At 45.8% G+C, this 19,737-nt stretch carries 22 protein-coding genes; 8 read left to right on the forward strand and 14 right to left on the reverse strand.

Annotation, left to right across the window (positions count from 1 at the left end; translation table 11 throughout):
• Positions 1–86: 86 nt before the first annotated feature.
• The 3 genes from rlmH to ACVLR6_RS10025 all read left to right on the forward strand — a co-directional run bounded on the left by rlmH (position 87) and on the right by ACVLR6_RS10025 (position 2,357).
• The gene (gene rlmH / locus ACVLR6_RS10015) at positions 87–569 is read left to right on the forward strand and encodes a 23S rRNA (pseudouridine(1915)-N(3))-methyltransferase RlmH (RefSeq protein ID WP_005179274.1); all 483 of its coding nucleotides are present in this window, start codon (positions 87–89) and stop codon (positions 567–569) included.
• Positions 570–681: 112 nt separating this feature from the next.
• Positions 682–1,458, forward strand: coding sequence for a dioxygenase family protein (locus ACVLR6_RS10020; RefSeq protein WP_168395342.1), 777 nt, complete (start codon positions 682–684; stop codon positions 1,456–1,458).
• A 137-nt stretch (positions 1,459–1,595) separates the two neighbouring features.
• Positions 1,596–2,357, forward strand: a complete 762-nt coding sequence (locus tag ACVLR6_RS10025) for an META and DUF4377 domain-containing protein (RefSeq protein WP_016659258.1) — start codon at positions 1,596–1,598, stop codon at positions 2,355–2,357.
• Between the two features lie 78 nt (positions 2,358–2,435).
• Here ACVLR6_RS10025 and gdhA read toward each other — a convergent pair whose 3' ends face one another.
• On the reverse strand, positions 2,436–3,779 hold the full coding sequence (gdhA, locus tag ACVLR6_RS10030) for an NADP-specific glutamate dehydrogenase (protein ID WP_168399686.1): 1,344 nt from the start codon (positions 3,777–3,779) through the stop codon (positions 2,436–2,438).
• 341 nt (positions 3,780–4,120) lie between these two features.
• Here gdhA and ACVLR6_RS10035 point away from each other — a divergent pair, with 341 nt between their 5' ends.
• Positions 4,121–4,918 carry an RnfABCDGE type electron transport complex subunit B gene (locus tag ACVLR6_RS10035; protein WP_104470011.1) on the forward strand — a complete coding sequence of 266 codons (798 nt, stop codon included), beginning with the start codon at positions 4,121–4,123 and terminating at the stop codon, positions 4,916–4,918.
• Positions 4,919–4,921: 3 nt separating this feature from the next.
• The gene (gene nth / locus ACVLR6_RS10040) at positions 4,922–5,632 is read left to right on the forward strand and encodes an endonuclease III (protein ID WP_005179284.1); all 711 of its coding nucleotides are present in this window, start codon (positions 4,922–4,924) and stop codon (positions 5,630–5,632) included.
• Positions 5,633–5,725: 93 nt separating this feature from the next.
• On the opposite strand, the gene ACVLR6_RS10045 is transcribed toward nth, so the two are convergent.
• The 4 genes from ACVLR6_RS10045 to ACVLR6_RS10060 form a co-directional block, all read right to left on the reverse strand.
• On the reverse strand, positions 5,726–5,932 hold the full coding sequence (locus ACVLR6_RS10045) for a hypothetical protein (RefSeq protein WP_168405578.1): 207 nt from the start codon (positions 5,930–5,932) through the stop codon (positions 5,726–5,728).
• 88 nt (positions 5,933–6,020) lie between these two features.
• A complete protein-coding gene (gene adk / locus ACVLR6_RS10050; protein WP_005179287.1) occupies positions 6,021–6,680 on the reverse strand; it encodes an adenylate kinase in 660 nt (219 codons plus the stop codon).
• Between the two features lie 82 nt (positions 6,681–6,762).
• Positions 6,763–8,079: a hypothetical protein gene (locus ACVLR6_RS10055; RefSeq protein WP_005179289.1), complete on the reverse strand. Its 1,317-nt coding sequence runs from the start codon at positions 8,077–8,079 to the stop codon at positions 6,763–6,765.
• 62 nt (positions 8,080–8,141) lie between these two features.
• Entirely contained in the window at positions 8,142–8,660 is a 519-nt protein-coding gene (locus ACVLR6_RS10060; protein ID WP_104484164.1) for a hypothetical protein, read from the reverse strand.
• A gap of 239 nt (positions 8,661–8,899) precedes the next feature.
• On the opposite strand from ACVLR6_RS10060, the gene mrdA reads away from it, so the two are divergent.
• Entirely contained in the window at positions 8,900–10,912 is a 2,013-nt protein-coding gene (gene mrdA / locus ACVLR6_RS10065) for a penicillin-binding protein 2 (RefSeq protein WP_104473178.1), read from the forward strand.
• A 3-nt stretch (positions 10,913–10,915) separates the two neighbouring features.
• The gene (gene rsmD, locus ACVLR6_RS10070) at positions 10,916–11,470 is read left to right on the forward strand and encodes a 16S rRNA (guanine(966)-N(2))-methyltransferase RsmD (protein WP_160241127.1); all 555 of its coding nucleotides are present in this window, start codon (positions 10,916–10,918) and stop codon (positions 11,468–11,470) included.
• Positions 11,471–11,522: 52 nt separating this feature from the next.
• Here the strand turns inward: rsmD and ACVLR6_RS10075 are convergent, their stop codons facing one another.
• The 5 genes from ACVLR6_RS10075 to ACVLR6_RS10095 all read right to left on the reverse strand — a co-directional run bounded on the left by ACVLR6_RS10075 (position 11,523) and on the right by ACVLR6_RS10095 (position 14,527).
• Positions 11,523–11,954, reverse strand: coding sequence for a hypothetical protein (locus tag ACVLR6_RS10075; protein ID WP_286409190.1), 432 nt, complete (start codon positions 11,952–11,954; stop codon positions 11,523–11,525).
• A 338-nt stretch (positions 11,955–12,292) separates the two neighbouring features.
• On the reverse strand, positions 12,293–12,907 hold the full coding sequence (ureG, locus tag ACVLR6_RS10080) for an urease accessory protein UreG (protein ID WP_005179298.1): 615 nt from the start codon (positions 12,905–12,907) through the stop codon (positions 12,293–12,295).
• 145 nt (positions 12,908–13,052) lie between these two features.
• A complete protein-coding gene (locus tag ACVLR6_RS10085) occupies positions 13,053–13,718 on the reverse strand; it encodes an urease accessory protein UreF (protein ID WP_005179301.1) in 666 nt (221 codons plus the stop codon).
• A complete protein-coding gene (gene ureE, locus ACVLR6_RS10090) occupies positions 13,705–14,190 on the reverse strand; it encodes an urease accessory protein UreE (RefSeq protein ID WP_104487343.1) in 486 nt (161 codons plus the stop codon). The genes ACVLR6_RS10085 and ureE overlap by 14 nt, the downstream gene beginning before the upstream one ends.
• Positions 14,191–14,317: 127 nt before the next feature.
• Positions 14,318–14,527: a hypothetical protein gene (locus ACVLR6_RS10095; RefSeq protein WP_455995119.1), complete on the reverse strand. Its 210-nt coding sequence runs from the start codon at positions 14,525–14,527 to the stop codon at positions 14,318–14,320.
• Positions 14,528–14,884: 357 nt separating this feature from the next.
• Here ACVLR6_RS10095 and ACVLR6_RS10100 point away from each other — a divergent pair, with 357 nt between their 5' ends.
• A complete protein-coding gene (locus tag ACVLR6_RS10100; protein WP_455995120.1) occupies positions 14,885–16,090 on the forward strand; it encodes an IS256 family transposase in 1,206 nt (401 codons plus the stop codon).
• Here ACVLR6_RS10100 and ACVLR6_RS10105 read toward each other — a convergent pair.
• From ACVLR6_RS10105 to ureA, 4 genes are all read right to left on the reverse strand, one after another.
• Positions 16,043–17,175, reverse strand: a protein-coding gene (locus tag ACVLR6_RS10105; protein WP_455995121.1) for an IS3 family transposase whose coding sequence is annotated in 2 segments (ribosomal slippage) — positions 16,043–16,923 and positions 16,923–17,175 — 1,134 coding nt in all. Because the reading frame shifts where the segments join, the coding sequence is not laid out codon by codon here. The two genes, ACVLR6_RS10100 and ACVLR6_RS10105, sit on opposite strands and share 48 nt — an antisense overlap.
• A 102-nt stretch (positions 17,176–17,277) precedes the next feature.
• Positions 17,278–18,978 carry an urease subunit alpha gene (gene ureC, locus ACVLR6_RS10110; protein WP_168384311.1) on the reverse strand — a complete coding sequence of 567 codons (1,701 nt, stop codon included), beginning with the start codon at positions 18,976–18,978 and terminating at the stop codon, positions 17,278–17,280.
• A gap of 12 nt (positions 18,979–18,990) precedes the next feature.
• Positions 18,991–19,299 carry an urease subunit beta gene (locus ACVLR6_RS10115; protein ID WP_005179311.1) on the reverse strand — a complete coding sequence of 103 codons (309 nt, stop codon included), beginning with the start codon at positions 19,297–19,299 and terminating at the stop codon, positions 18,991–18,993.
• A 9-nt stretch (positions 19,300–19,308) separates the two neighbouring features.
• Positions 19,309–19,611 carry an urease subunit gamma gene (gene ureA / locus ACVLR6_RS10120; RefSeq protein WP_005179314.1) on the reverse strand — a complete coding sequence of 101 codons (303 nt, stop codon included), beginning with the start codon at positions 19,609–19,611 and terminating at the stop codon, positions 19,309–19,311.
• Positions 19,612–19,737: the final 126 nt, after the last annotated feature.

Genomic DNA, 19,737 nt, shown 5'->3' on the forward strand with positions numbered 1-19,737 from the left:
AGATTACAATTTCAAATTGTGTCTTTTCTCCTGCACAAGCGGCTTTCAAGGTTATAATTACTTTTCATTTTCTTGCCTGTTTTATTATGAAAATTCGTATTCTGACCATTGGTCAAAAAATGCCGGCTTGGGTACTGACTGGTTTTGAAGATTATTTCAAACGTATACAGCCTTTTGTACAAACCCAGATTATTGAATTGCCGATGGCCAAACGTGGCAAAAATGATTCAGAAGCCGATATTTTAAAATACCGGCAGATTGAAGGTGATAGCATCTTAAATGCTCTGAAAGCCAATGAAACCCTGATTGCACTGGAAGTGGGTGGGCGTGAATTCAGCACCGAAAAACTGGCTGAAACCATGAAAGGCTGGATGCTGGAAGGCAATGATATTGCCCTGGCCATTGGCGGCCCGGATGGTCATTCGGAAGCAGTGCGTAAAGCTGCAGCATGGCACTGGTCTTTATCTAAACTGACCCTTCCGCATCCACTGGTGCGAGTGATGCTGATTGAACAGCTGTACCGGGCCATGAGCATTAACCATAATCATCCTTATCATCGGGCGGGTTAAGAAAACCCTACCCATTGTTTCGTATTTAGAACATTCTGTTGAACCCGACCCGGTTTAATAAAGCATGTCGCTTTGACATGATAGGATCAGAATCGTGACATAGGCTTTCATTATGAATTTACAGACCCTTCCCGGCTTATTTATATCGCATGGTTCGCCTATGCTCGCGCTCAATCCTGAACAGGTCGGGCCGGCGCTTGCCCGTTTAAGCACCAACCTGCCCAAACCGCAGGCGATTGTGGTGATGTCGGCGCATTGGGAAAGTCGCAGTCTTGAAGTCAACACCGGTATTCGTCCAGAAACCTGGCATGATTTCCGAGGCTTCCCGGAAGAGCTGTACCAGATTCGCTATCCGGCACCGGGACAACCTGAGCTGGCCGAAGAAGTATTACAGCTACTGGCCAATGCCGGTTTTAATGCGCATGCCAACAGCACCCGCCCGCGCGATCATGGGGTATGGATGCCTTTGCTGCATATGTATCCTGAAGCCGATATTCCGGTAATTGAAGTGTCGTTGCCGATGCATCTGCAAGCTGCAGATCTGTACAAGATTGGCCAGACCTTGGCGGTGTTACGTGAACGCCAAATTCTGCTGATTGGTTCAGGTAGTATTACCCACAATTTAAGAGAGCTATCTTGGGACAACCAGCACAGCGCGGTGCCGGAATGGGCTTCGACCTTCCGTAATTATGTGGTCAGCAAACTGGCACATCAGGACTATGATGCGGTACTGGACTGGCCGACCATTCCGTATGTCAATCGCAACCATCCCACTATCGAACATCTGGCACCCCTGTTTTTTAGCATGGGCACCGGTCATCGTTTTAGTATTGTGCATAGCAGTTTTACCATGGGTGCACTGGGTATGGATATTTACCGTTTTGACTAAAATCTAGCGCGACCAAACATAACTTTTTATTATTTATGGATACATTTTGCAACCGGAAAAGGGCAAATGTATCCATTTTTTTAAATAGCAAATCGGTTATATTCTGATGAATTTCCGATAAGTGCTTTATTTATAAAATGAAACTCAAATATTTAGCCATTTTACTTTTCCCTTTAAGCTTGGCCGCTTGCCAGAGTAGTGATCTGCAACGTGCGGGAGATCTTGCAGTGTCTGTATTACAACAACAAAATACCGATAAGATTGTCAGCGCTTACCAATGGTCTTTAGATACCGGTGCAGCCAAACCCCTGACCCTGAATTTTAATGACAATGGCCGTTTAAGTATTGGCACCAGCTGTAACCAGATGGGTGGTAACTGGCAGATTAACAACAACCAGTTACAGGTGGGTATGTTAATCAGTACCGAAATGGCCTGTGAAGCCAGCGCCATGCAGCAGGAACGTTTTGCTGCTGCCCTGTTCCAAAAACCTGTCAGCGTGCAGCTGGACATGAAAAATACGCAACAACCGAGCTTAATCTTGACCGCTGCAGATGGCCAGCAACATACTTTTCAGGGCAAAATGACGCCGGAAACCAAATACCAGTCGGCCGGTGAAACCATCTTCCTGGAAATTTCCCCGGAAACCAAAGCCTGTACCGGCGTTGCTCCACAAACCTGCTTGCAGGTACGCGAAGTCAAATACAATGAACAGGGTCTGAAAACCCAAGTTGATCAGGACTGGACTTTATTCTATGACCAAATTGAAGGCTTTCAGCACAATCCGAATGAACGCCAGATTATTCGGGTCAAGCGTTATGAACTGAAAAACCCGGCGGCTGATCAATCCAAATATGCCTATGTACACGATATGACGGTTGAAACTGGCCGGATCAATTAACAGCAGATCTTAAAAAATAACCCATAAAAAAAACCGAGGTCAGTGCCTCGGTTTTTTCAGCTTATACGCAGTTAAAACTTAGTATACGCCTTGAGCCAGCATTGCATCAGCAACTTTTACGAAGCCTGCAATGTTTGCGCCGTCTACGTAGTTAACAGTACCATCTTCCTGAGTACCGTATTTCACGCAGTTACGGTGAATTTCTTTCATGATTGCGTGTAAACGCTCATCTACTTCTTCAAACGTCCAGCCCAAACGTAATGCGTTTTGAGACATTTCCAGACCAGAAGTCGCTACACCACCAGCATTTGATGCTTTACCTGGTGCATACAGAATTTTCGCCTCAACGAATTTCTCAACTGCGTCTAAAGTAGACGGCATGTTGGCACCTTCAGCCACACAGATTGCACCGTTAGCCAGTAATACCTCAGCATCTTCACTGTTTAACTCGTTTTGAGTTGCACATGGCAGCGCGATGTCACACTTGATACCCCAAGGACGTTTGCCTTCCAAGTATTCAAAACCATGTTTAGACGCAAATTCAGAGATACGGCCACGTTTGATGTTTTTCAGATCCATCACTTCTTTCAGCAATTCGTCTGTGAAACCATCTTTCACATACACAGTACCGTTAGAGTCAGACAGTGAAACCACTTTCGCGCCCAGGAACATGGCTTTTTCAGCAGCGTATTGCGCGACGTTACCTGAACCAGAGATTGCTACGACTTTGTCTTTGAAGCTGTCGCCACGAGTTTTCAGCATTTCCTCAGCGAAATAAACTGTACCGTAACCTGTTGCTTCTGGACGTGCCAAAGAACCACCAAATGTTAAGCCTTTGCCCGTGAACACACATGAAGTGTCATTGCTCAGCTTTTTCATCATACCGGCCATATAGCCAACTTCACGGCCACCTACACCAATATCACCCGCCGGGATATCTGTGTCTGAACCTAAATGACGATAAAGCTCGATCATTAACGCCTGGCAGAAACGCATGATTTCGCCTTCAGATTTACCTTTAGGGTCAAAGTCTGAACCGCCTTTACCGCCGCCCATTGGCAAAGTAGTTAAGGCATTTTTGAAAGTCTGTTCAAAACCTAAGAATTTCAGGATAGACAAGTTCACTGACGGGTGAAAACGCATACCACCTTTGAATGGACCAATTGCCGAGTTGTATTGAACACGGAACGCACGGTTCACATGAGTTTGACCCTGATCATCTACCCAGGAAACGCGGAACTGGATCGCACGTTCTGGCTCGACTAAACGCTCTAACAGACCATGTGCAGCGTATTGAGGATTCTTTTCAATGAATGGCCACAGGCTGGTCATCACCTCTTCTACTGCTTGTAGAAACTCTGGTTGATAGGCATCACGTATTTTAACGTAATCTAGGAAATCGTTAAGGCTGTTATATTTCAACGCTTAATCCTCAGCAGAATGTTGGATCAAAATTGGGCAAAATTTCAATCAATGATTTATTTTGGCGCAAAATATTAAATATCTTTTGTTAACAATCTACAATAGTTTTTTTCAAAAAACTTTATTTAATCCATATTTTCAATAAATTAGATTGATCAAAATTGAAAAATTATTCCATTTTTTGTAAGCAAATATGTATTTAAAATTGACCATTTTGCCCAAAAATAAAGCAGATTATGGTCCAACTTTGTACACAAGCTTAATGCTTGAAAACATGCTAGAATCTGCGGCTCAGGTTTATTGTTCGCTTTCTCTGCGCCCTTCGCAGCCGTGGTTTTTACATGAATTCGCAAATTGCTCTCATCCAGAATATTGATGCCCTGCTTCCTCAAACCCAATGCGGTTTATGTGGACATCGGGATGGATGTTTACCCTATGCAAAGTCGATTGCCGAAGGTGAAGCCGCCAATAAATGTGTACCGGGCGGTCAACCGGTTGCCGATGCGCTGGCCAAACTGCTGGGCAGAGAACGCTTAACCGCCGAAGCCAGTGTCTGGCCCATTCAGTCCGATGGCCGTCCGCAGCGTATGAAAGCGGTGATTCGTGAAGATGAATGTATTGGCTGTACCAAATGTATTAATGCCTGCCCGGTCGATGCCATTTTAGGTTCCGGTAAACTGATGCACAGCATTCTGACCGACCTGTGTACCGGCTGTGAACTGTGTATTCCACCCTGCCCGGTGGACTGTATTGATCTGGTTGAAGATGTCAAACCCGTACCCACAGACGCGGAACGGATGAGCGAGCAGAAGGATTTACGCCAGCGCTATTATGCGCACATTCAGCGTGAAGAGCTGCGCCGCCTGCACCGTAAAGGGCCCGTGGTGCGTGCTGAGATTGATACCGCGCTGTTCGCCCAGTTCTCGCAGCAGACCGATGCCGTACCGGAAATCCAGATGGTTGAAAAAGCCGATCATCCGGCTGTCACCCACGATGCCAAAACCACCATCGAGCTGGCCAAGCTCAGAACCCAGATCAAAAAATTAGAAAAACAGCTGAGTGTGCGTGAAGATGCCAACAAGCGCGCGCAACTGGCGCAGCTTCAGCAACAATTACAGCACTTACAGGGAGAGGCCTAATTCATGAGCAGCGCAGTCAAACCGGTAAAAAACTTGACCCGAAAGCAGGTCTATACCTTTTTTGAGCGCTTGCGTGAACAGCGTCCGCATCCAACCACCGAACTGAATTTCTCCTCACCGTTTGAATTGCTGGTGGCAGTGACCTTATCGGCGCAGGCCACCGATGTTAGCGTGAACAAAGCCACAGACAAATTATTTCCAGTAGCGAATACTCCGGAAGCGATTTATGCACTGGGGGTTGATGGGCTAAAGGACTATATCAAGACCATTGGCCTATATAATTCCAAAGCGGAAAATGTGATTAAGGCCTGTAAAATCCTGATTGAAAAGCATAACAGCCAGGTACCGGAAAATCGGGCCGATCTGGAAGCCTTGCCGGGTGTGGGGCGTAAAACAGCCAATGTGGTGCTGAACACAGCGTTTGGTCAACCGACCATGGCAGTTGATACCCATATTTTCCGTGTCGGCAACCGGACCGGTTTAGCCGTGGGTAAAAATGTGCTGGAAGTGGAACACCGTCTGGTGAAAGTGATTCCGAAAGAATTTATCGTTGATGCACATCACTGGCTAATTCTGCATGGCCGCTATTGCTGTATTGCCCGCAAGCCTAAATGCTATGAATGTGTAGTGGCCGATGTCTGTAACTGGCCAGACCGGTTTGAGTTTGGAGCTGCGCGCCAGATTGCAGTCAAAAATATTGAAGCTGAATCCTGAATTCAGCTTTTTTATACTTGAAGATGACCTGCGCTGCATATTCGAGGTAGATCATTCAATAATGCTGATGTAAGTCGGGCGATAAAAACCCGCTTAGTCTTGTGCGTCTTTATCCTGTGCTTTTTTCTGCTGCTCTAATTGCGCCTGCAATTTAGGATGCAATTGACGCTGCTGTGGCTGGTTGGCATTTGCAGCACGTTCTTCCTGACGCACTTTTAGCAGCATTTTATAGCTGATATAAAACAGACCCACCAACATGGCCAGGAACAGCACCATTAAAATTAACACACCAATTTTCACCGAGGCAGTTTCCTTATACGCACGCAAATAAAAAAGGAGCCCTACTATGACCGAGGACTCCCTTAAAGTCAAAACAATCAGCGGGTGATTATTTTGCCTGATCTAAAATTGCGAACAGATCCGCTTGTACATCTTCAATTGGACGTAGACCGTTAAGTTTGTCATACGTCGGTGCATTTTCACCTGTCGCTGCGCGGCCTTGGTAGAAACCAACCAGTTGCTCAGTTTCAGTGTGGTAAGACGCTAAACGCTTACGAATGGTTTCTTCCTGGTCATCTGGACGTTGTACCAGATCTTCACCCGTTTCATCATCTTTACCTTCCACTTTTGGCGGATTGTAAACGATGTGATAAACACGACCAGAAGCCGGGTGCTGACGGCGACCAGACAGACGCTGTACGATTTCTTCGTCCGGTACATCAATTTCAATCACGTGATCAATGTTGATACCTTCTTTTTCCAGCGCTTCCGCTTGTGGAATAGTACGCGGGAAACCATCAAAAATGCAGCCATTGGCACAATCAGGTTGAGCAATACGCTCTTTCACTAAACCGATGATCAATTCATCTGAAACCAGACCACCGCTTTCCATTACGTTTTTAGCCTGTAGACCTAATTCAGTACCTTCACGAATCGCAGCACGGAGCATATCACCGGTTGAAATTTGTGGGATATTGTAGCGCTTACAGATCAACTGAGCTTGTGTACCTTTACCTGCTCCAGGTGGTCCGAGTAAGATAATGCGCATAAAAAAACATCCTCATTTTTAACAATGTACATGACACTTTGTTCATGACGAACTCAGGTTCGACATGCTGTCCAGCATCCAATTATAAGAAAGCGACAAACAAATGTATTAAACCAGCAATAAAACCGGTTACCCCTCCCAATACAATCAAGATCCATTCATCTTCCTGAAAGGCAGGACGCAATAAATTTTGAAACTCTCTTGGTGTAAGTTCAAGAATACGTTCTCTAAACATTTGATAGATTTTCTGTGCACGGCTCGCATTAAAGGCTGGGTCGCATACAGGCACCATCGTAATTTCAATTGAGCGATCGATCAAGTCTGTCTTGAGTTTTGCGTATTCTTTTGGCCCTAAAGACAATTGTAAAGAGGTTCTGACCAGTGGGGTTTCCATAATTTCATTAATATGGCGTTTAACAATCCGACGGGTCTTGTCTTTTTTACTGCCATACATCATTTCGGTCATAATGGATTTTAAAGTAATTAAATCTTCGGTGACCACACTGGCAAATACATCAGACACCTCTTCCTGGCGCTTCATAAAGGCACCCTGAACATTATAGGTGCCAATGCGCGGAATAACAGGTTTAATCCACGGAAATTTGCGACTCTGTGTTCGCGTAAAAAATTGTGGATACTTCACATAATGCGGTTCAATCGGGTTGAACACCATCCAGATCGCAATCCAGTTGGTTAAAAAGCCCCAGATGGCGGCCCAGAATGGTACGGTCCAGTGCCACGGCACAATAAACCAGACAATCATCTGGAATATACCAAAGAACATCCCGATTAACGCACTGATATGCCAGATAAAGTTAATTTCTTTCTGGCCCACTTTCAGGAACATGCGCACCATTAAACGGCGGTCGCCTTCCATCTGGCGTACCACCATTTCGCGCATATCCACCAGTGACTCGACATTCAAAGTCAGTTCAGTGACCAGTTCACGTAGCACCGCAGGCAGCTGTTTATGTGCCTGGGCATAAATGCGGCGTTTAATTGAATAGGGCAGGTTCTCCCACAGCACAGCATTGCGGTCGATCATCACCTCATCAATTAAATGCTCCAGCTCGAAACCGACCTGCTCGCCAATAATCCGTGCCATATCTTCCGGGTCCATGGCATCCAGAAATTCGCGCAATGAGCCCAGTTTAGACAAGGTATTGTCGGTAATAATGCCTGAAATACGCCCGGCTTTTCTCGGCACAATCCCCTGCCAGCCCACCGGCAACGGCCCCAGATGAAAGCCCCAGAAATTAATGGGATAGAACACCATTTTCAGTGCCATCCACACGTGGGCCCAGGTCACAAAAGCGGTGACAGGGATAATGCTGAGCACAGCCCAAAAATCCGGGCGATTCAAAAAGGTTTGCCACAACTGATTGATGTACTCAAGCATGCATATTTTCCATATTTATTTCTAATTACCGGATTCTAAAAGCATTTAACTCGCTATTCTGGCTATAAACCCACACTTAAAGTATAGGAAAATTGTAGTTTTGGCTCGGTTTCTGCAATCACCCGACCGGCCCGATCTTCCAGTTTTTCACCTGCACCAATCCCCACACTAAAGGTGCTGATCCGTTCACGGCTCAGCAAGACATAAGCAAGATCTACACCAGCGCCCAGACGTGCTTTCTCTTTCTGGTCGACCACTTTGGATTCAAGATGACCCGCATAAGCTCCGATATAATAACCATTTTTATCTTTACCGGTGAAATGATATGGCAAGCGAAAGCCAATTTGTCCACCCGGTTCATGATCCCCATTTAAAAATGCCCCGGCTTTGGCATAGGCAATGCCGTAGGGATTGACCCATTCTGCATTTAAATGAAGTAATTTTTGTGTAATTCCTGCCCCGATATTCCAGGTTTTTGTATCTTCCCCGGTCAATTTTGCCTGTGGGAAAAAAGAAGATTCTTCGGCATAGGCCACATTGCACAGTGCAATACATGCCACTAAGGAATATACTTTTTTCATTATTTTCACCAAGTTCCTTAATTCTAATTGTAAAACAATCCTGTTTTATTTTTTTGACTGTAGCAGATTTACCCGGATTCTTATATACAGCAGCCGATCTTTTTATTGTCGCAAAAGTCAAAAACCTAAATCACATTATTTGTGTCGAATCGGTCATGCAGGCATACGCAAAGCGCTGTGTTATCGGCTAGAATAACAGCCCTATTCTCATCTCCTTGATCTGTTTAAGCCGATTGCATATGAAACAGCACTTTCCTTTAAAAAACGTTCAGCAAGAAAAGCGCATTTTTCGCAATCGGGTATTCATCTCTATCGGGCTGGTCAGTTTCTTTTTACTGCTGCTGGTGGTACGTTATGCCTATCTGCAAATCAGTAGCTTTGATGAGTTTGCCACCGCATCTGACAAAAACCGGATTCGCCTGCAACCCTTAGCGCCCGCACGCGGTTATATCTATGACCGTAATGGGGTGTTGCTGGCCGATAACTATCCGGTCTTTACCGCGACCTTAAGCCGGGCCGATGTCGAAGATATTGATGCCACCATCGAACGGCTGACCCCGATTCTGGAACTGACTGAAGAAGATATTGAACGCTTCCAGAGCCGGATTAAAACCGCGCGTAAAACTGAACGGGTCTCCATTAAACTGAATCTGAACGAAACCGATATTGCCCGTTTCAGTGAAGTAAAATTCCAGTTTCCCGGGGTGAATATTGAAACCCAGATGACCCGTTACTATCCACATGGTGAGCTGTTTGCGCATGTGATTGGTTATGTGGGCCGGATCAATGACAAAGAGCTGAAAGAGATTGATAAAGATGCCTACGCCGGCACCAACCTGATTGGTAAAATTGGCGTAGAAAAATCATATGAGCATTTACTGCACGGCGTACCGGGTAATGAATCGGTCGAGGCCGATGCACACGGTAATGTACTGCGTCATTTGGGCCGTAAAGATCCGGTTCGCGGTAATGATCTATATCTGTCCTTAGATTATGGCCTGCAAGTGGTGGCCTCTGAACAGCTGGCTGGCCGCCGTGGTGCGATTGTCGCGCTTGATCCACGTACCGGGGAAATTCTGGCGCTGGTGTCGAGCCCCAGCTTTAACCCGAACCTCTTTGTCACCGGCATCAGCCATACCAACTATGCCGCCCTGCGTGACAATATTGACCAGCCGCTGTATAACCGTGCCGTGCAAGGGGTGTATCCGCCCGGCTCGATCATTAAGCCAATGTTTGGTTTAGGCGGGATTCATTATGGTCTGGTCGACTGGAGCACTGCGATTCAGGATTATGGCTATTTCACCTTACCAGGCGACAGCCACCGCTTCCGTGACCATAAAAAATCGGGGCATGGCATTGTCAACATGCACACCGCTCAGGTGGTGTCCTGTGATACCTATTTCTATGTATTGTCCTACCGGATGGGCATTGAAAAGATGAATGACTGGATGCGCCAGTTTGGTTTTAGTGAGCGCACTGGCGTCGATTTACCAAGTGAAAGCACCGGCCTATATCCAAGTCCGGAATGGAAGATGCGTACCCGTAATGCCAAATGGATGCGCGGCGAAACCATTTCCGTCAGTATTGGTCAGGGTGCTTTTACCGCGACACCATTACAACTGGCCATGGCCACTGCCATTACCGCCAACCAGGGCTTTAAAGTCACGCCACACGTGCTGCGTGAAAGCCGCGGTGCGCGTCCATTTAAGGTGCATAATGGTACCAATGGCCGCATTGAATTTAACGGGACCGACGAAGACTGGATTAAAATGCGCGATGCCATGGTGGATGTCATTCAATCAGGCACCGGTAAAGGTATTAAAGGCGGCCTGCAATATTCAATTGCCGGAAAAACCGGGACAGCGCAGGTCAAAAGTATTGCCCAGGGCAAACGCTATAATGAAGCACTGCTCACCGACCGTCAGCTTGACCACGGTTTATTTGTCGGCTTCGCTCCGGCAGAAAAACCTGAAATTGCCATTGCGGTGATTCTGGAAAATGGCCGTGGTGGGAGTGCTGCCACTGCCCTGGCCCGTCCAATTCTGGATTACTGGCTACTCAACAAAGACAAGAATCCGATTCGCCCATCTGCGGCCCAAATTAGTGGTGGCCTGATGACCGCCGGTTTAAAGCCAAGTGAACTGCCAAGTGCCGAAGGTGCTCGTAGCACCACCACTCCGGCTCAGGATACTGCTGCATCTGCGCCAGCAACACCGGCCGCTGCCCCATCTGCCACAATAGAGAGTGACTAAACCATGAAAAACCAGCTACGAATTATTGGTGGAGACTGGAAACGTCGCCAGTTGGCCTTTGCCAGTATTGACGGTTTACGCCCGACGCCGGACCGGGTGCGTGAAACCCTGTTTAACTGGCTGATGTGGGATGTGCAAAATGCCAAAGTGCTGGACCTGTGTGCCGGCTCGGGGGCGCTTTCCTTTGAAGCGCTATCACGTGGTGCTGCACAGGTCACCATGATTGAACCGGACCGCACTCAAGCCCAGTTCCTGACCCAGAACCTAGAACTGTTAAAAGTCACCAAAGCCCGCGCCCAGTTAAAAATCAGTACTGCACAGCAGGCGCTGGCCAGCCTGAAAGACAGCTATGATCTGGTGTTTCTTGATCCGCCTTATAACCTGGATTTATGGGAACAGCTGGCACAATTGGCTGATCCATTAATTCAGGATAAAGGCCTGATTTATGTCGAAGCCGACCGTGATCTAAACCAGCTAAAACTGCCGGCCTCCTGGCAGCAAATCAAGGAAACCAAAGCCGGTACGGTCCGCGCCGGACTGTATCAGAAATCACTTTAACGTTTGATTGAACGGTTATAAAAAAAGGATTCCAGATGGAATCCTTTTTGATTTATACGCCCGGTCGTAATGGACGCTGCACTCCAGAAGTCGGCGGCAAAGCCGTCACTGGTTTGGCCTTAGCTGGATTACTCACCTGTGGCTTCTTCACGGGCGGCTTGTTGGCCACCGGACGATTTGGCTTTACCGGTTTGCTTTGTGCAGGTTTACTCTGTGTCGGTTTATGTGCAGGACGATTGGCCTGACCCGGTTTTTGCCCATGCGGACGTTGAGCATGTGGACGATTCACTGGCTTAACCGATGGACGCTGCTGAATATACACCGGACGGCGTTCATTTTCCCAACGCGACACGGTATATGGATAGTTTGAATAGCCTCGATCATAACCGGTATAAACGCTATGTCGTGGACCATTCTCATACGGCGTGACCACACACCCGGTAAGTGCCACCGCCACCAGCGACACAAAAGCCAGCTTTTTCATGCAATTTATTCCCTGTTCAGATGGCTGCATTTTCAGCAATCAGCATGAATTTACTGGCAATTTTTTGTTGCGTTCCTGTATGTGCAAGTTCATATTTCATCCATATCTAGGCTATTTTTCTGGTGGATAAAAGAAAAGACTGGCCAAGTTTCTGCCGAGTTAAGGTTTTATCTGCCCTGCCTGATCTACTATTTGCAAGTGGAGATCAAAATTGGTTCAGAAAGATGAGCTTTTGACTCGATATTCAAGCAGTGCAAATGTTAAATGCTCACAAGAAAAAAGACAGCCATAGCCATCTTTTTAGAATCAGGGAAAAATAGAGATATTGCTTAGGCTATTTAGTTTTTAAACAGGCCCTGTTTTTCAATAAACTCAATAATCTGCTCCAAACCATCTTTGGTTTTCATATTGGAAAATAAAAATGGTTTATCACCACGCATGCGCTTGGCATCCTGATCCATTACTTCCAGACTGGCGCCGACCATTGGGGCTAAATCGGTTTTGTTAATAATCAGTAAATCAGATTTGGTAATGCCCGGCCCACCTTTACGTGGAATTTTTTCACCACCGGCCACATCAATCACATATAAAGTCAGATCGGATAATTCCGGACTAAAGGTTGCCGCCAAGTTATCGCCACCACTTTCAATAATGATCAATTCCAAGCCATCGAACTTTTCACACAAGTCGTCAATCGCTGCCAGGTTAATCGAAGCATCTTCACGGATGGCAGTGTGCGGACAGCCACCTGTTTCGACACCGACAATCCGGTCTGGGCTCATGGCTTCGTTGCGGGTAAGAAAGTTGGAGTCTTCCTTGGTATAAATGTCATTGGTGACCACCGCCATGTTATAGCGCTGGCGCAAGGCCTGACATAAATTGAGAGTAAGTGCAGTTTTACCTGAACCGACTGGACCACCGATGCCGACACGTAATGGAGAACGTTCTGTCATGTTGATTTTCCTTTTCTTGTCCCTCTCCTCTTAGGAGATAAGCAGTCATACTGCGCTAAGGTGAGGTGATTTCCCTTTCCCAAAGGGAGAGAGAATATTGATTAAATTTTTGAGCCCTCTCAATCTCCCTTTAAAAAGGAAGACTTTAAGAACGAAATAAGCGTGAATACTGAGTTTCATGCGCCATACTCAGCATGGCGTAATTGGGTAAGGCGCTACTGAGCTGCTCATCTTCCAGCGTTAAGGCTTTTTCGATGGCTGCCGGAACCTGCTCATGTAAATACCATAAAATCCGTTGCCCACTCATCTGCCCCAGCGGGACAGTTTTCACAGCCGCCAGCACCTGATTTTCCAGCACAGTAAAGGTATAAGCGGTTAATACATCTGCGTCATTGAGACCCAACTGGCCGCAGAGCTGGGCATAAACCGGCACAAAACCTAGCTGTTTTTTCACCGTCACCGGCATTTTCAGCACATCTTTAATCCATGCATTAAGAGAAAATGCCAGCTGCTGTGATTCTGCTAAAAGTTCACGGCTTTCCCGACTGGCACGATAAATCTGCGCCCAATGATCAAACTGTGTGTCATCATCATAAAATTGCATCAGCCGTTTTAAGACCGGTAGTTCAAAACGTACCAGTAGCATCTCCAAGACTTCTTCAAAGTAGGCGATGCTACTGCTTTCATCTTGAATCAGGCCCTGATCAATCGCACTTTCTACCCCTTGCGAATAGCAATACGCTCCGACCGGTAACGCTGTCGAGGACAGGGTTAGCAGTTTGAGCAGTTGCGCTGCATTAGTGATGGGCATGGGCGTGAATAGCCTTGATCGGGCTTAAACGATGATCATGACTGTGCTGTGCGTATGCCCCGCTTTCTGGTTCAAAGGGATGCTCGACTTCACTCACAGTCAGACCCAGTCCAATGACCATTTCAGCCAGCACATGATCTGGTTCAAAATACAGTGCAGTTGGCGTGAGCATCAGCGGTACATGGCGGTTGCCGAGGTGATACGCCGCTTTCAATAAATCAAAATCGGTTTGGGCGACCACTTGCATCAGGTGTTCAGGTTTTGCATCGACCCGGAGTACATCCCCTTGTTCAGTGGCAATAAATGAGCCGCTACGCAAAATGCCGGTACGCGGCAGGTCTGCACCAATATCGGCGCCTGATTTTAATGTTGCACGAAATCGGCTCTTTTGGCGGGTGTCAAAACTGAGTTCGACGGTTTCAAAAGTGCTTCCCTCTGAAATGTGTTCTATTCGTTGAGTGTAGATGTTCATGCTGTTCCTTTTGTCACGAAGATGTTTTGCTTTGGCTTATGTTTTTCAATTTCAAAGCAAAACATCTGTAAATTTACGCATCAAAAGTAAGCATTTTTTATGCCAATTATGAGTTTTATTGGTGCGTTTACTTCCTAAATTCACTCACTAATTTAGCAAGTTGTTCCATACCATCAAATGTGGTTGGGATTTTGTCATCTGATGATACAAGGGGTGAAAAGATAATATTTTCAAATTTATCAAAGCCTGCTGCATTTTTCTTATGTAGTTTTTCTGAATCTTCAGCATAGTTATGAATAAACTGACAAAGTGTCATTCGTAGTTCAAGCTGCATCATTTGAGATTGTACAGAACGGACGTGCTGTAAACTCACTCTTACAAAATACAGAATAATCAGCATAAATGTTGAAACAGGGAACATTACATATAACAGGTACTTTAGAATATCCTCACCTTTTATTAGAAATCCCAAAAAAGAAAATATGATCAGAGTCAATGGAGTAATGGCCTGTAGTGGTCAACAAATATTGGACACAGTTTTAAGTTTTTGTTCAGCCTCATAAGGGCTGACCCCTTGATTAAAATGATGTGGTCGGATGCGGTTGTAGTACTGCATTAAATAAAAACCAATGTCGGTAGTGTTCAAAAATCTGTGTCATTTCAATAAACTGAATCAAACAGGAAATGACACATCATGGCAAACAACTTTGATTTCGAAGCAGCTTTAAAACAATTACAATCAGGACAACCCCTCACTGGTGAAAACGGTATCCTGACACCACTAATCAAACAGCTGACAGAAGCGGCTTTAAATGCTGAAATTGAAAACTATCTGGAAGAAAATCCTAAACCATCCAATCGCAGGAATGGTTACTCTCGCAAGACCGTAAAATCATCCTCCGGTTCATTTGAACTGGAAACACCTCGTGATCGCACTGGTGATTTTGAGCCTCAACTCGTCAAGAAAAATCAAACCAAACTCTCTGAAGAGATCGACAGTAAAGTCATCTCACTGTTTGCGCTCGGCATGAGCTACCGTGATATTCAAAAACATATTGCCGATATGTATGCACTGGATATTTCCGAGGGTGCCATTACCAATATTACAGACAAGCTAATCCCCGAATTACGTGCCTGGCAACAGAGGCCGCTTGATGCCGTATATCCCTTTGTGTGGCTCGATGCCATCCATTACAAGATCAAGGATGAAGGCCGTTATGTCAACAAAGCCGTTTATACCGTGCTGGGATTAAATACCGAAGGCCATAAAGAACTGCTGGGTCTTTACCTATCAGAAAGTGAAGGTGCTAATTATTGGCTCAGCGTACTCACAGATTTGCAGAACCGTGGCATACAAGACATTCTGATCGCCTGCGTTGATGGGCTTAAAGGCTTCCCTGAAGCAGTTGCTGCGATATTTCCGCAGACAGAAGTGCAGTTATGTATTATTCACCAAATCCGCAATAGCTTGCGTTATGTGGCCAGTAAGGATCAAAAAGCCTTTATGGCTGATCTGAAGCCTGTTTACCGAGCAGATACCAAGCAGGCAGCTGAAATGGCGCTAGATGAGCTGGAAGCCAAATGGGGGGATAAATACGAGAAAGTCATTCGTTCATGGCGTGAAAAATGGCATTTACTCAGTGCCTATTTCAAATATCCGAAAGCGGTTAGGAAGCCAATTTATACCACCAATGCGGTTGAAGCAGTACATCGCCAATTCAGAAAACTGACCAAAACCAAGGGGGCTTTCCCGAATGAAAATAGCCTGCTGAAATTGCTGTATATTGGCATTCAACAGGCTTCTGAAAAATGGACAATGCCGGTGACAAACTGGGGGCAAACCATCACACAGTTATCGATTTACTTTGAAGGCAGGCTCGATGATATAATTAAACTCTAGCCAATTCGGCTGACACAGAATTTTGAACGCTCTCCCAATGTCTGCTTTGGCTTCTTGAATGGAATGGTAACCAAGTTTTGGGATCCATTCCGTTTTAAGACTTCTAAAGAGTCTCTCTGTAGGTGCATTATCCCAACAATTCCCTCTGCGGCTCATACTCTGCACCATTGCATATTGCTGAAGCCTATATCTGAACAGATAACTTTTATACTGACTGCCTTGATCGGTATGAAATATTACGCCTGTAGGTCTACCTCTGGATCGCCAAGCATCTTCTAAAGTATTAGTCACTAAATGCTGACAGGCTTGATCTGACATAGACCATCCAATCACCCTGCGTGCGTAAAGATCGAGTACAACCGCTAAATATGCCCAGCTTTTACCTATCCAAATATAAGTGATGTCACTCGTCCATACACGATTTGGCCACGTAGGATTAAACTGTCTATTTAGTACATTGTCTGTATGGATATCATCGCCTTTACTACCTTGATATCTATGCTTTCTGCGCTGTTTTGAAATCAATCCTAGACTGCGCATAAGTTTACGTATTAGGTATCGCCCCACCTTGATGCCTTGGCTTTGTAAGACGTATCTGATGCCACGGCTTCCTAAAGAACCACGGCTTTGCTTAAAGATACTGGAAATCAACACCTTCAACTTAACTCTGCTTGGACGGCAGAGATCACGTTGAGCACGATAGTGATAGTAACTTGAACGCAGAATACCAAAGGCACGACAGACCAACTCAACAGGACGTAACTTTCTTAACTGGTCTATCAGTGCATATGTTTGAACTCGTCTGACATTAAGAGAGCTGTAGCCTTTTTTAGAATCATCTTCTCCTGTTCGAGCTGATAAATACGGGCTTCAAGTTCTTGTATCTTGCGCTGTTCAGGAGTTAAAGCATTTACTACTGGAGTTTGTCCGCTACGTTCGAGTTGAAGCTGGTCAACCCAGCGTCTCATAGCAGTTTGACCAACATCTAAAGCGCGGCAAGCCTGTAAGATAGAATAGCCCTGATCGAGTACAAGGCTAGCAGCTTCAACTTTAAACTCTGGAGTAAATGTACGTCTTGGTTTCATAAGCACCTCATTGGTGAATCTATTATCACCTAATTTGGTGTCCAACTTTATTAAACCACTACAGAAAGTCCCTCTTTTTTAAAGAGGGATTTAGGGAGATTCTTAAAACAAAAAATACCGCTGTGCCATCGGCAACACTTCCGCAGGTTCACACGTCAGTAATTTCCCATCCGCCCGAACCTCATAAATTTCAGGATCAACTTCCATCACAGGGCAGTAAGTATTCAGCTTCATATCTTTCTTCTGAATATCCCGTGTGCCTTTACATGGGCTAATCAACTTTTTCAGCCCTAGCTTTTCATGCACACTCGCATCAATCGCCACTTGCGACAAAAACGTAATACAGGTGTTATGCACACCACGGGCATTGGCACCAAACATCGGACGATAATGCACTGGCTGCGGTGTTGGAATTGACGCATTAATATCGCCCATTGGCGCTGCCGCAATCATCCCGCCTTTAATAATCATCGATGGTTTTACACCAAAAAATGCGGGCTTCCACAACACTAAATCGGCCAGTTTACCGACTTCCACCGAGCCAATTTCATGACTTAAACCATGGGTAATCGCAGGGTTAATCGTATATTTGGCGATATAACGCTTCACACGATGATTGTCATGCGTGGCATTGTCACCCTCTAAAGGTCCACGCTGCACTTTCATTTTATGTGCGGTTTGCCATGTGCGTATCACCACTTCTCCAACACGCCCCATCGCTTGCGAATCCGATGACATCATGGCAATTGCGCCTAAGTCTTGCAAAATATCTTCCGCAGCAATGGTTTCACGGCGAATACGACTTTCCGCAAACGCCACATCTTCCGAAATTGCAGGATCTAAATGGTGACAGACCATCAACATATCCAGATGTTCATCAATGGTGTTGATGGTATAAGGACGGGTTGGATTGGTCGACGATGGCAACACATTCGGCTGACCAATGGCTCTTAAAATATCAGGCGCATGTCCACCACCGGCACCTTCGGTATGATAAGTGTGAATGGTACGGTTTTTAAATGCCGCCAACGTTTCTTCCAAGAAACCACTTTCATTTAAAGTGTCGGTATGAATTGCGACTTGCACGTCAAATTCATCTGCCACAGTCAAACAGTTATCAATCGCTGCAGGTGTCGAGCCCCAATCTTCATGCAGTTTTAAACCCACTACACCTGCACGAATTTGCTCGGCAATCGGTTCAGGCTGGCTTAAATTACCTTTGCCGAGTAAGCCAATATTCATTGGTAAATCATCTATGGCTTGTAGCATGGTCGAGATATGCCACGGTCCCGGTGTCACCGTGGTTGCCGATGTTCCTGCCGCAGGACCTGTACCGCCACCAATCATGGTGGTGACGCCTGACATGAGTGCAGTTTCCACTTGTTGTGGGCAAATCCAATGAATATGGGTATCCACACCACCTGCTGTTAAAATTTGTCCTTCACCTGCAATCACTTCAGTAGCAGCACCAAGTGGAATGGTAATATCCGGCTGAATATCAGGGTTGCCGGCTTTACCAATTTTCCAGATACGGCCGTTCTTTAAACCGACATCAGCTTTAACAATGCCCCACCAATCTACAATTAAAGCATTGGTAATGACGGTATCGGCAACATCATCAGCCAAAAGTTGTGACTGCCCCATGCCATCTCGGATGACTTTACCGCCACCAAATTTCACCTCTTCGCCATAGGTGGTCAGGTCTTGCTCGACTTCAATAAATAGTTCGGTATCGGCCAAACGAACCCGATCACCCACCGTTGGACCAAACATTTCCGCATAGGCGCGGCGTGACATTTTCATTTTAATTTTTCCTTAATCCAATGGACCCATGACACGACCTGCAAAACCGTACACTTCCCGTTTACCTGCCAAAGCGACCAGTTCAATATCCCGGCTTTGACCTGGCTCAAAACGTACCGCAGTCCCTGCTGCAATATTTAGACGATAGCCTCGCGCTGCTTCACGGTTAAATTGCAAAGCATCATTGGCCTCATAAAAATGAAAATGTGAACCGACTTGAATCGGACGATCTCCGATATTACTGACGGTCATTTTTAAGGTCTGACGTCCGACATTCATTTCAATGTCTGAGTCTGGGGTAATCACTTCTCCGGGTATCATGTTTGACTCCTAGACAATCGGTTGATGAACCGTGACCAGTTTTGAGCCATCTGGAAAAGTCGCTTCAACCTGAACTTCGGCAATCATTTCCGGTATACCTTCCATCACATCTTCACGTTTTAATAACGTGGTACCGTAATGCATCAGCTCACTCACGCTCATACCATCACGCGCGCCCTCTAACAACGCGGCAGAAATATAAGCAATCGCCTCGGGATAGTTCAGTTTTAGCCCACGTGCTTTACGACGTTCGGCCACCAAGCCCGCAGTAAAAATCAGCATTTTGTCTTTTTCAGTGGGATTGAGTTCCATATCTCGTTCCTAAATTTGTTCTAAAGGATGTAATGCAAAATGTGTGCTAAAAAATGATATTCCCTCTCCTTTCAGGAGAGGGTTAGGGAGAGGTAATAAACCCAATGTATTTACCCTCCCTCTAGC

The organism is Acinetobacter sp. T63 (genome assembly GCF_053852345.1).

Excerpts from the sequence above, each read along its gene's own strand:
- rlmH (WP_005179274.1), top strand. The coding sequence starts at position 87 with ATGAAAATTCGTATTCTGACCATTGGTCAAAAAATGCCGGCTTGGGTA.
- ACVLR6_RS10020 (WP_168395342.1), top strand. The coding sequence starts at position 682 with ATGAATTTACAGACCCTTCCCGGCTTATTTATATCGCATGGTTCGCCT.
- ACVLR6_RS10025 (WP_016659258.1), top strand. The coding sequence starts at position 1,596 with ATGAAACTCAAATATTTAGCCATTTTACTTTTCCCTTTAAGCTTGGCC.
- ACVLR6_RS10035 (WP_104470011.1), top strand. The coding sequence starts at position 4,121 with ATGAATTCGCAAATTGCTCTCATCCAGAATATTGATGCCCTGCTTCCT.
- nth (WP_005179284.1), top strand. The coding sequence starts at position 4,922 with ATGAGCAGCGCAGTCAAACCGGTAAAAAACTTGACCCGAAAGCAGGTC.
- adk (WP_005179287.1), bottom strand. The coding sequence starts at position 6,680 with ATGCGCATTATCTTACTCGGACCACCTGGAGCAGGTAAAGGTACACAA.
- ACVLR6_RS10055 (WP_005179289.1), bottom strand. The coding sequence starts at position 8,079 with ATGCTTGAGTACATCAATCAGTTGTGGCAAACCTTTTTGAATCGCCCG.
- ACVLR6_RS10060 (WP_104484164.1), bottom strand. The coding sequence starts at position 8,660 with ATGAAAAAAGTATATTCCTTAGTGGCATGTATTGCACTGTGCAATGTG.
- mrdA (WP_104473178.1), top strand. The coding sequence starts at position 8,900 with ATGAAACAGCACTTTCCTTTAAAAAACGTTCAGCAAGAAAAGCGCATT.
- rsmD (WP_160241127.1), top strand. The coding sequence starts at position 10,916 with ATGAAAAACCAGCTACGAATTATTGGTGGAGACTGGAAACGTCGCCAG.
- ACVLR6_RS10075 (WP_286409190.1), bottom strand. The coding sequence starts at position 11,954 with ATGAAAAAGCTGGCTTTTGTGTCGCTGGTGGCGGTGGCACTTACCGGG.
- ureG (WP_005179298.1), bottom strand. The coding sequence starts at position 12,907 with ATGACAGAACGTTCTCCATTACGTGTCGGCATCGGTGGTCCAGTCGGT.
- ACVLR6_RS10085 (WP_005179301.1), bottom strand. The coding sequence starts at position 13,718 with ATGCCCATCACTAATGCAGCGCAACTGCTCAAACTGCTAACCCTGTCC.
- ureE (WP_104487343.1), bottom strand. The coding sequence starts at position 14,190 with ATGAACATCTACACTCAACGAATAGAACACATTTCAGAGGGAAGCACT.
- ACVLR6_RS10095 (WP_455995119.1), bottom strand. The coding sequence starts at position 14,527 with ATGATGCAGCTTGAACTACGAATGACACTTTGTCAGTTTATTCATAAC.
- ACVLR6_RS10100 (WP_455995120.1), top strand. The coding sequence starts at position 14,885 with ATGGCAAACAACTTTGATTTCGAAGCAGCTTTAAAACAATTACAATCA.
- ureC (WP_168384311.1), bottom strand. The coding sequence starts at position 18,978 with ATGAAAATGTCACGCCGCGCCTATGCGGAAATGTTTGGTCCAACGGTG.
- ACVLR6_RS10115 (WP_005179311.1), bottom strand. The coding sequence starts at position 19,299 with ATGATACCCGGAGAAGTGATTACCCCAGACTCAGACATTGAAATGAAT.
- ureA (WP_005179314.1), bottom strand. The coding sequence starts at position 19,611 with ATGGAACTCAATCCCACTGAAAAAGACAAAATGCTGATTTTTACTGCG.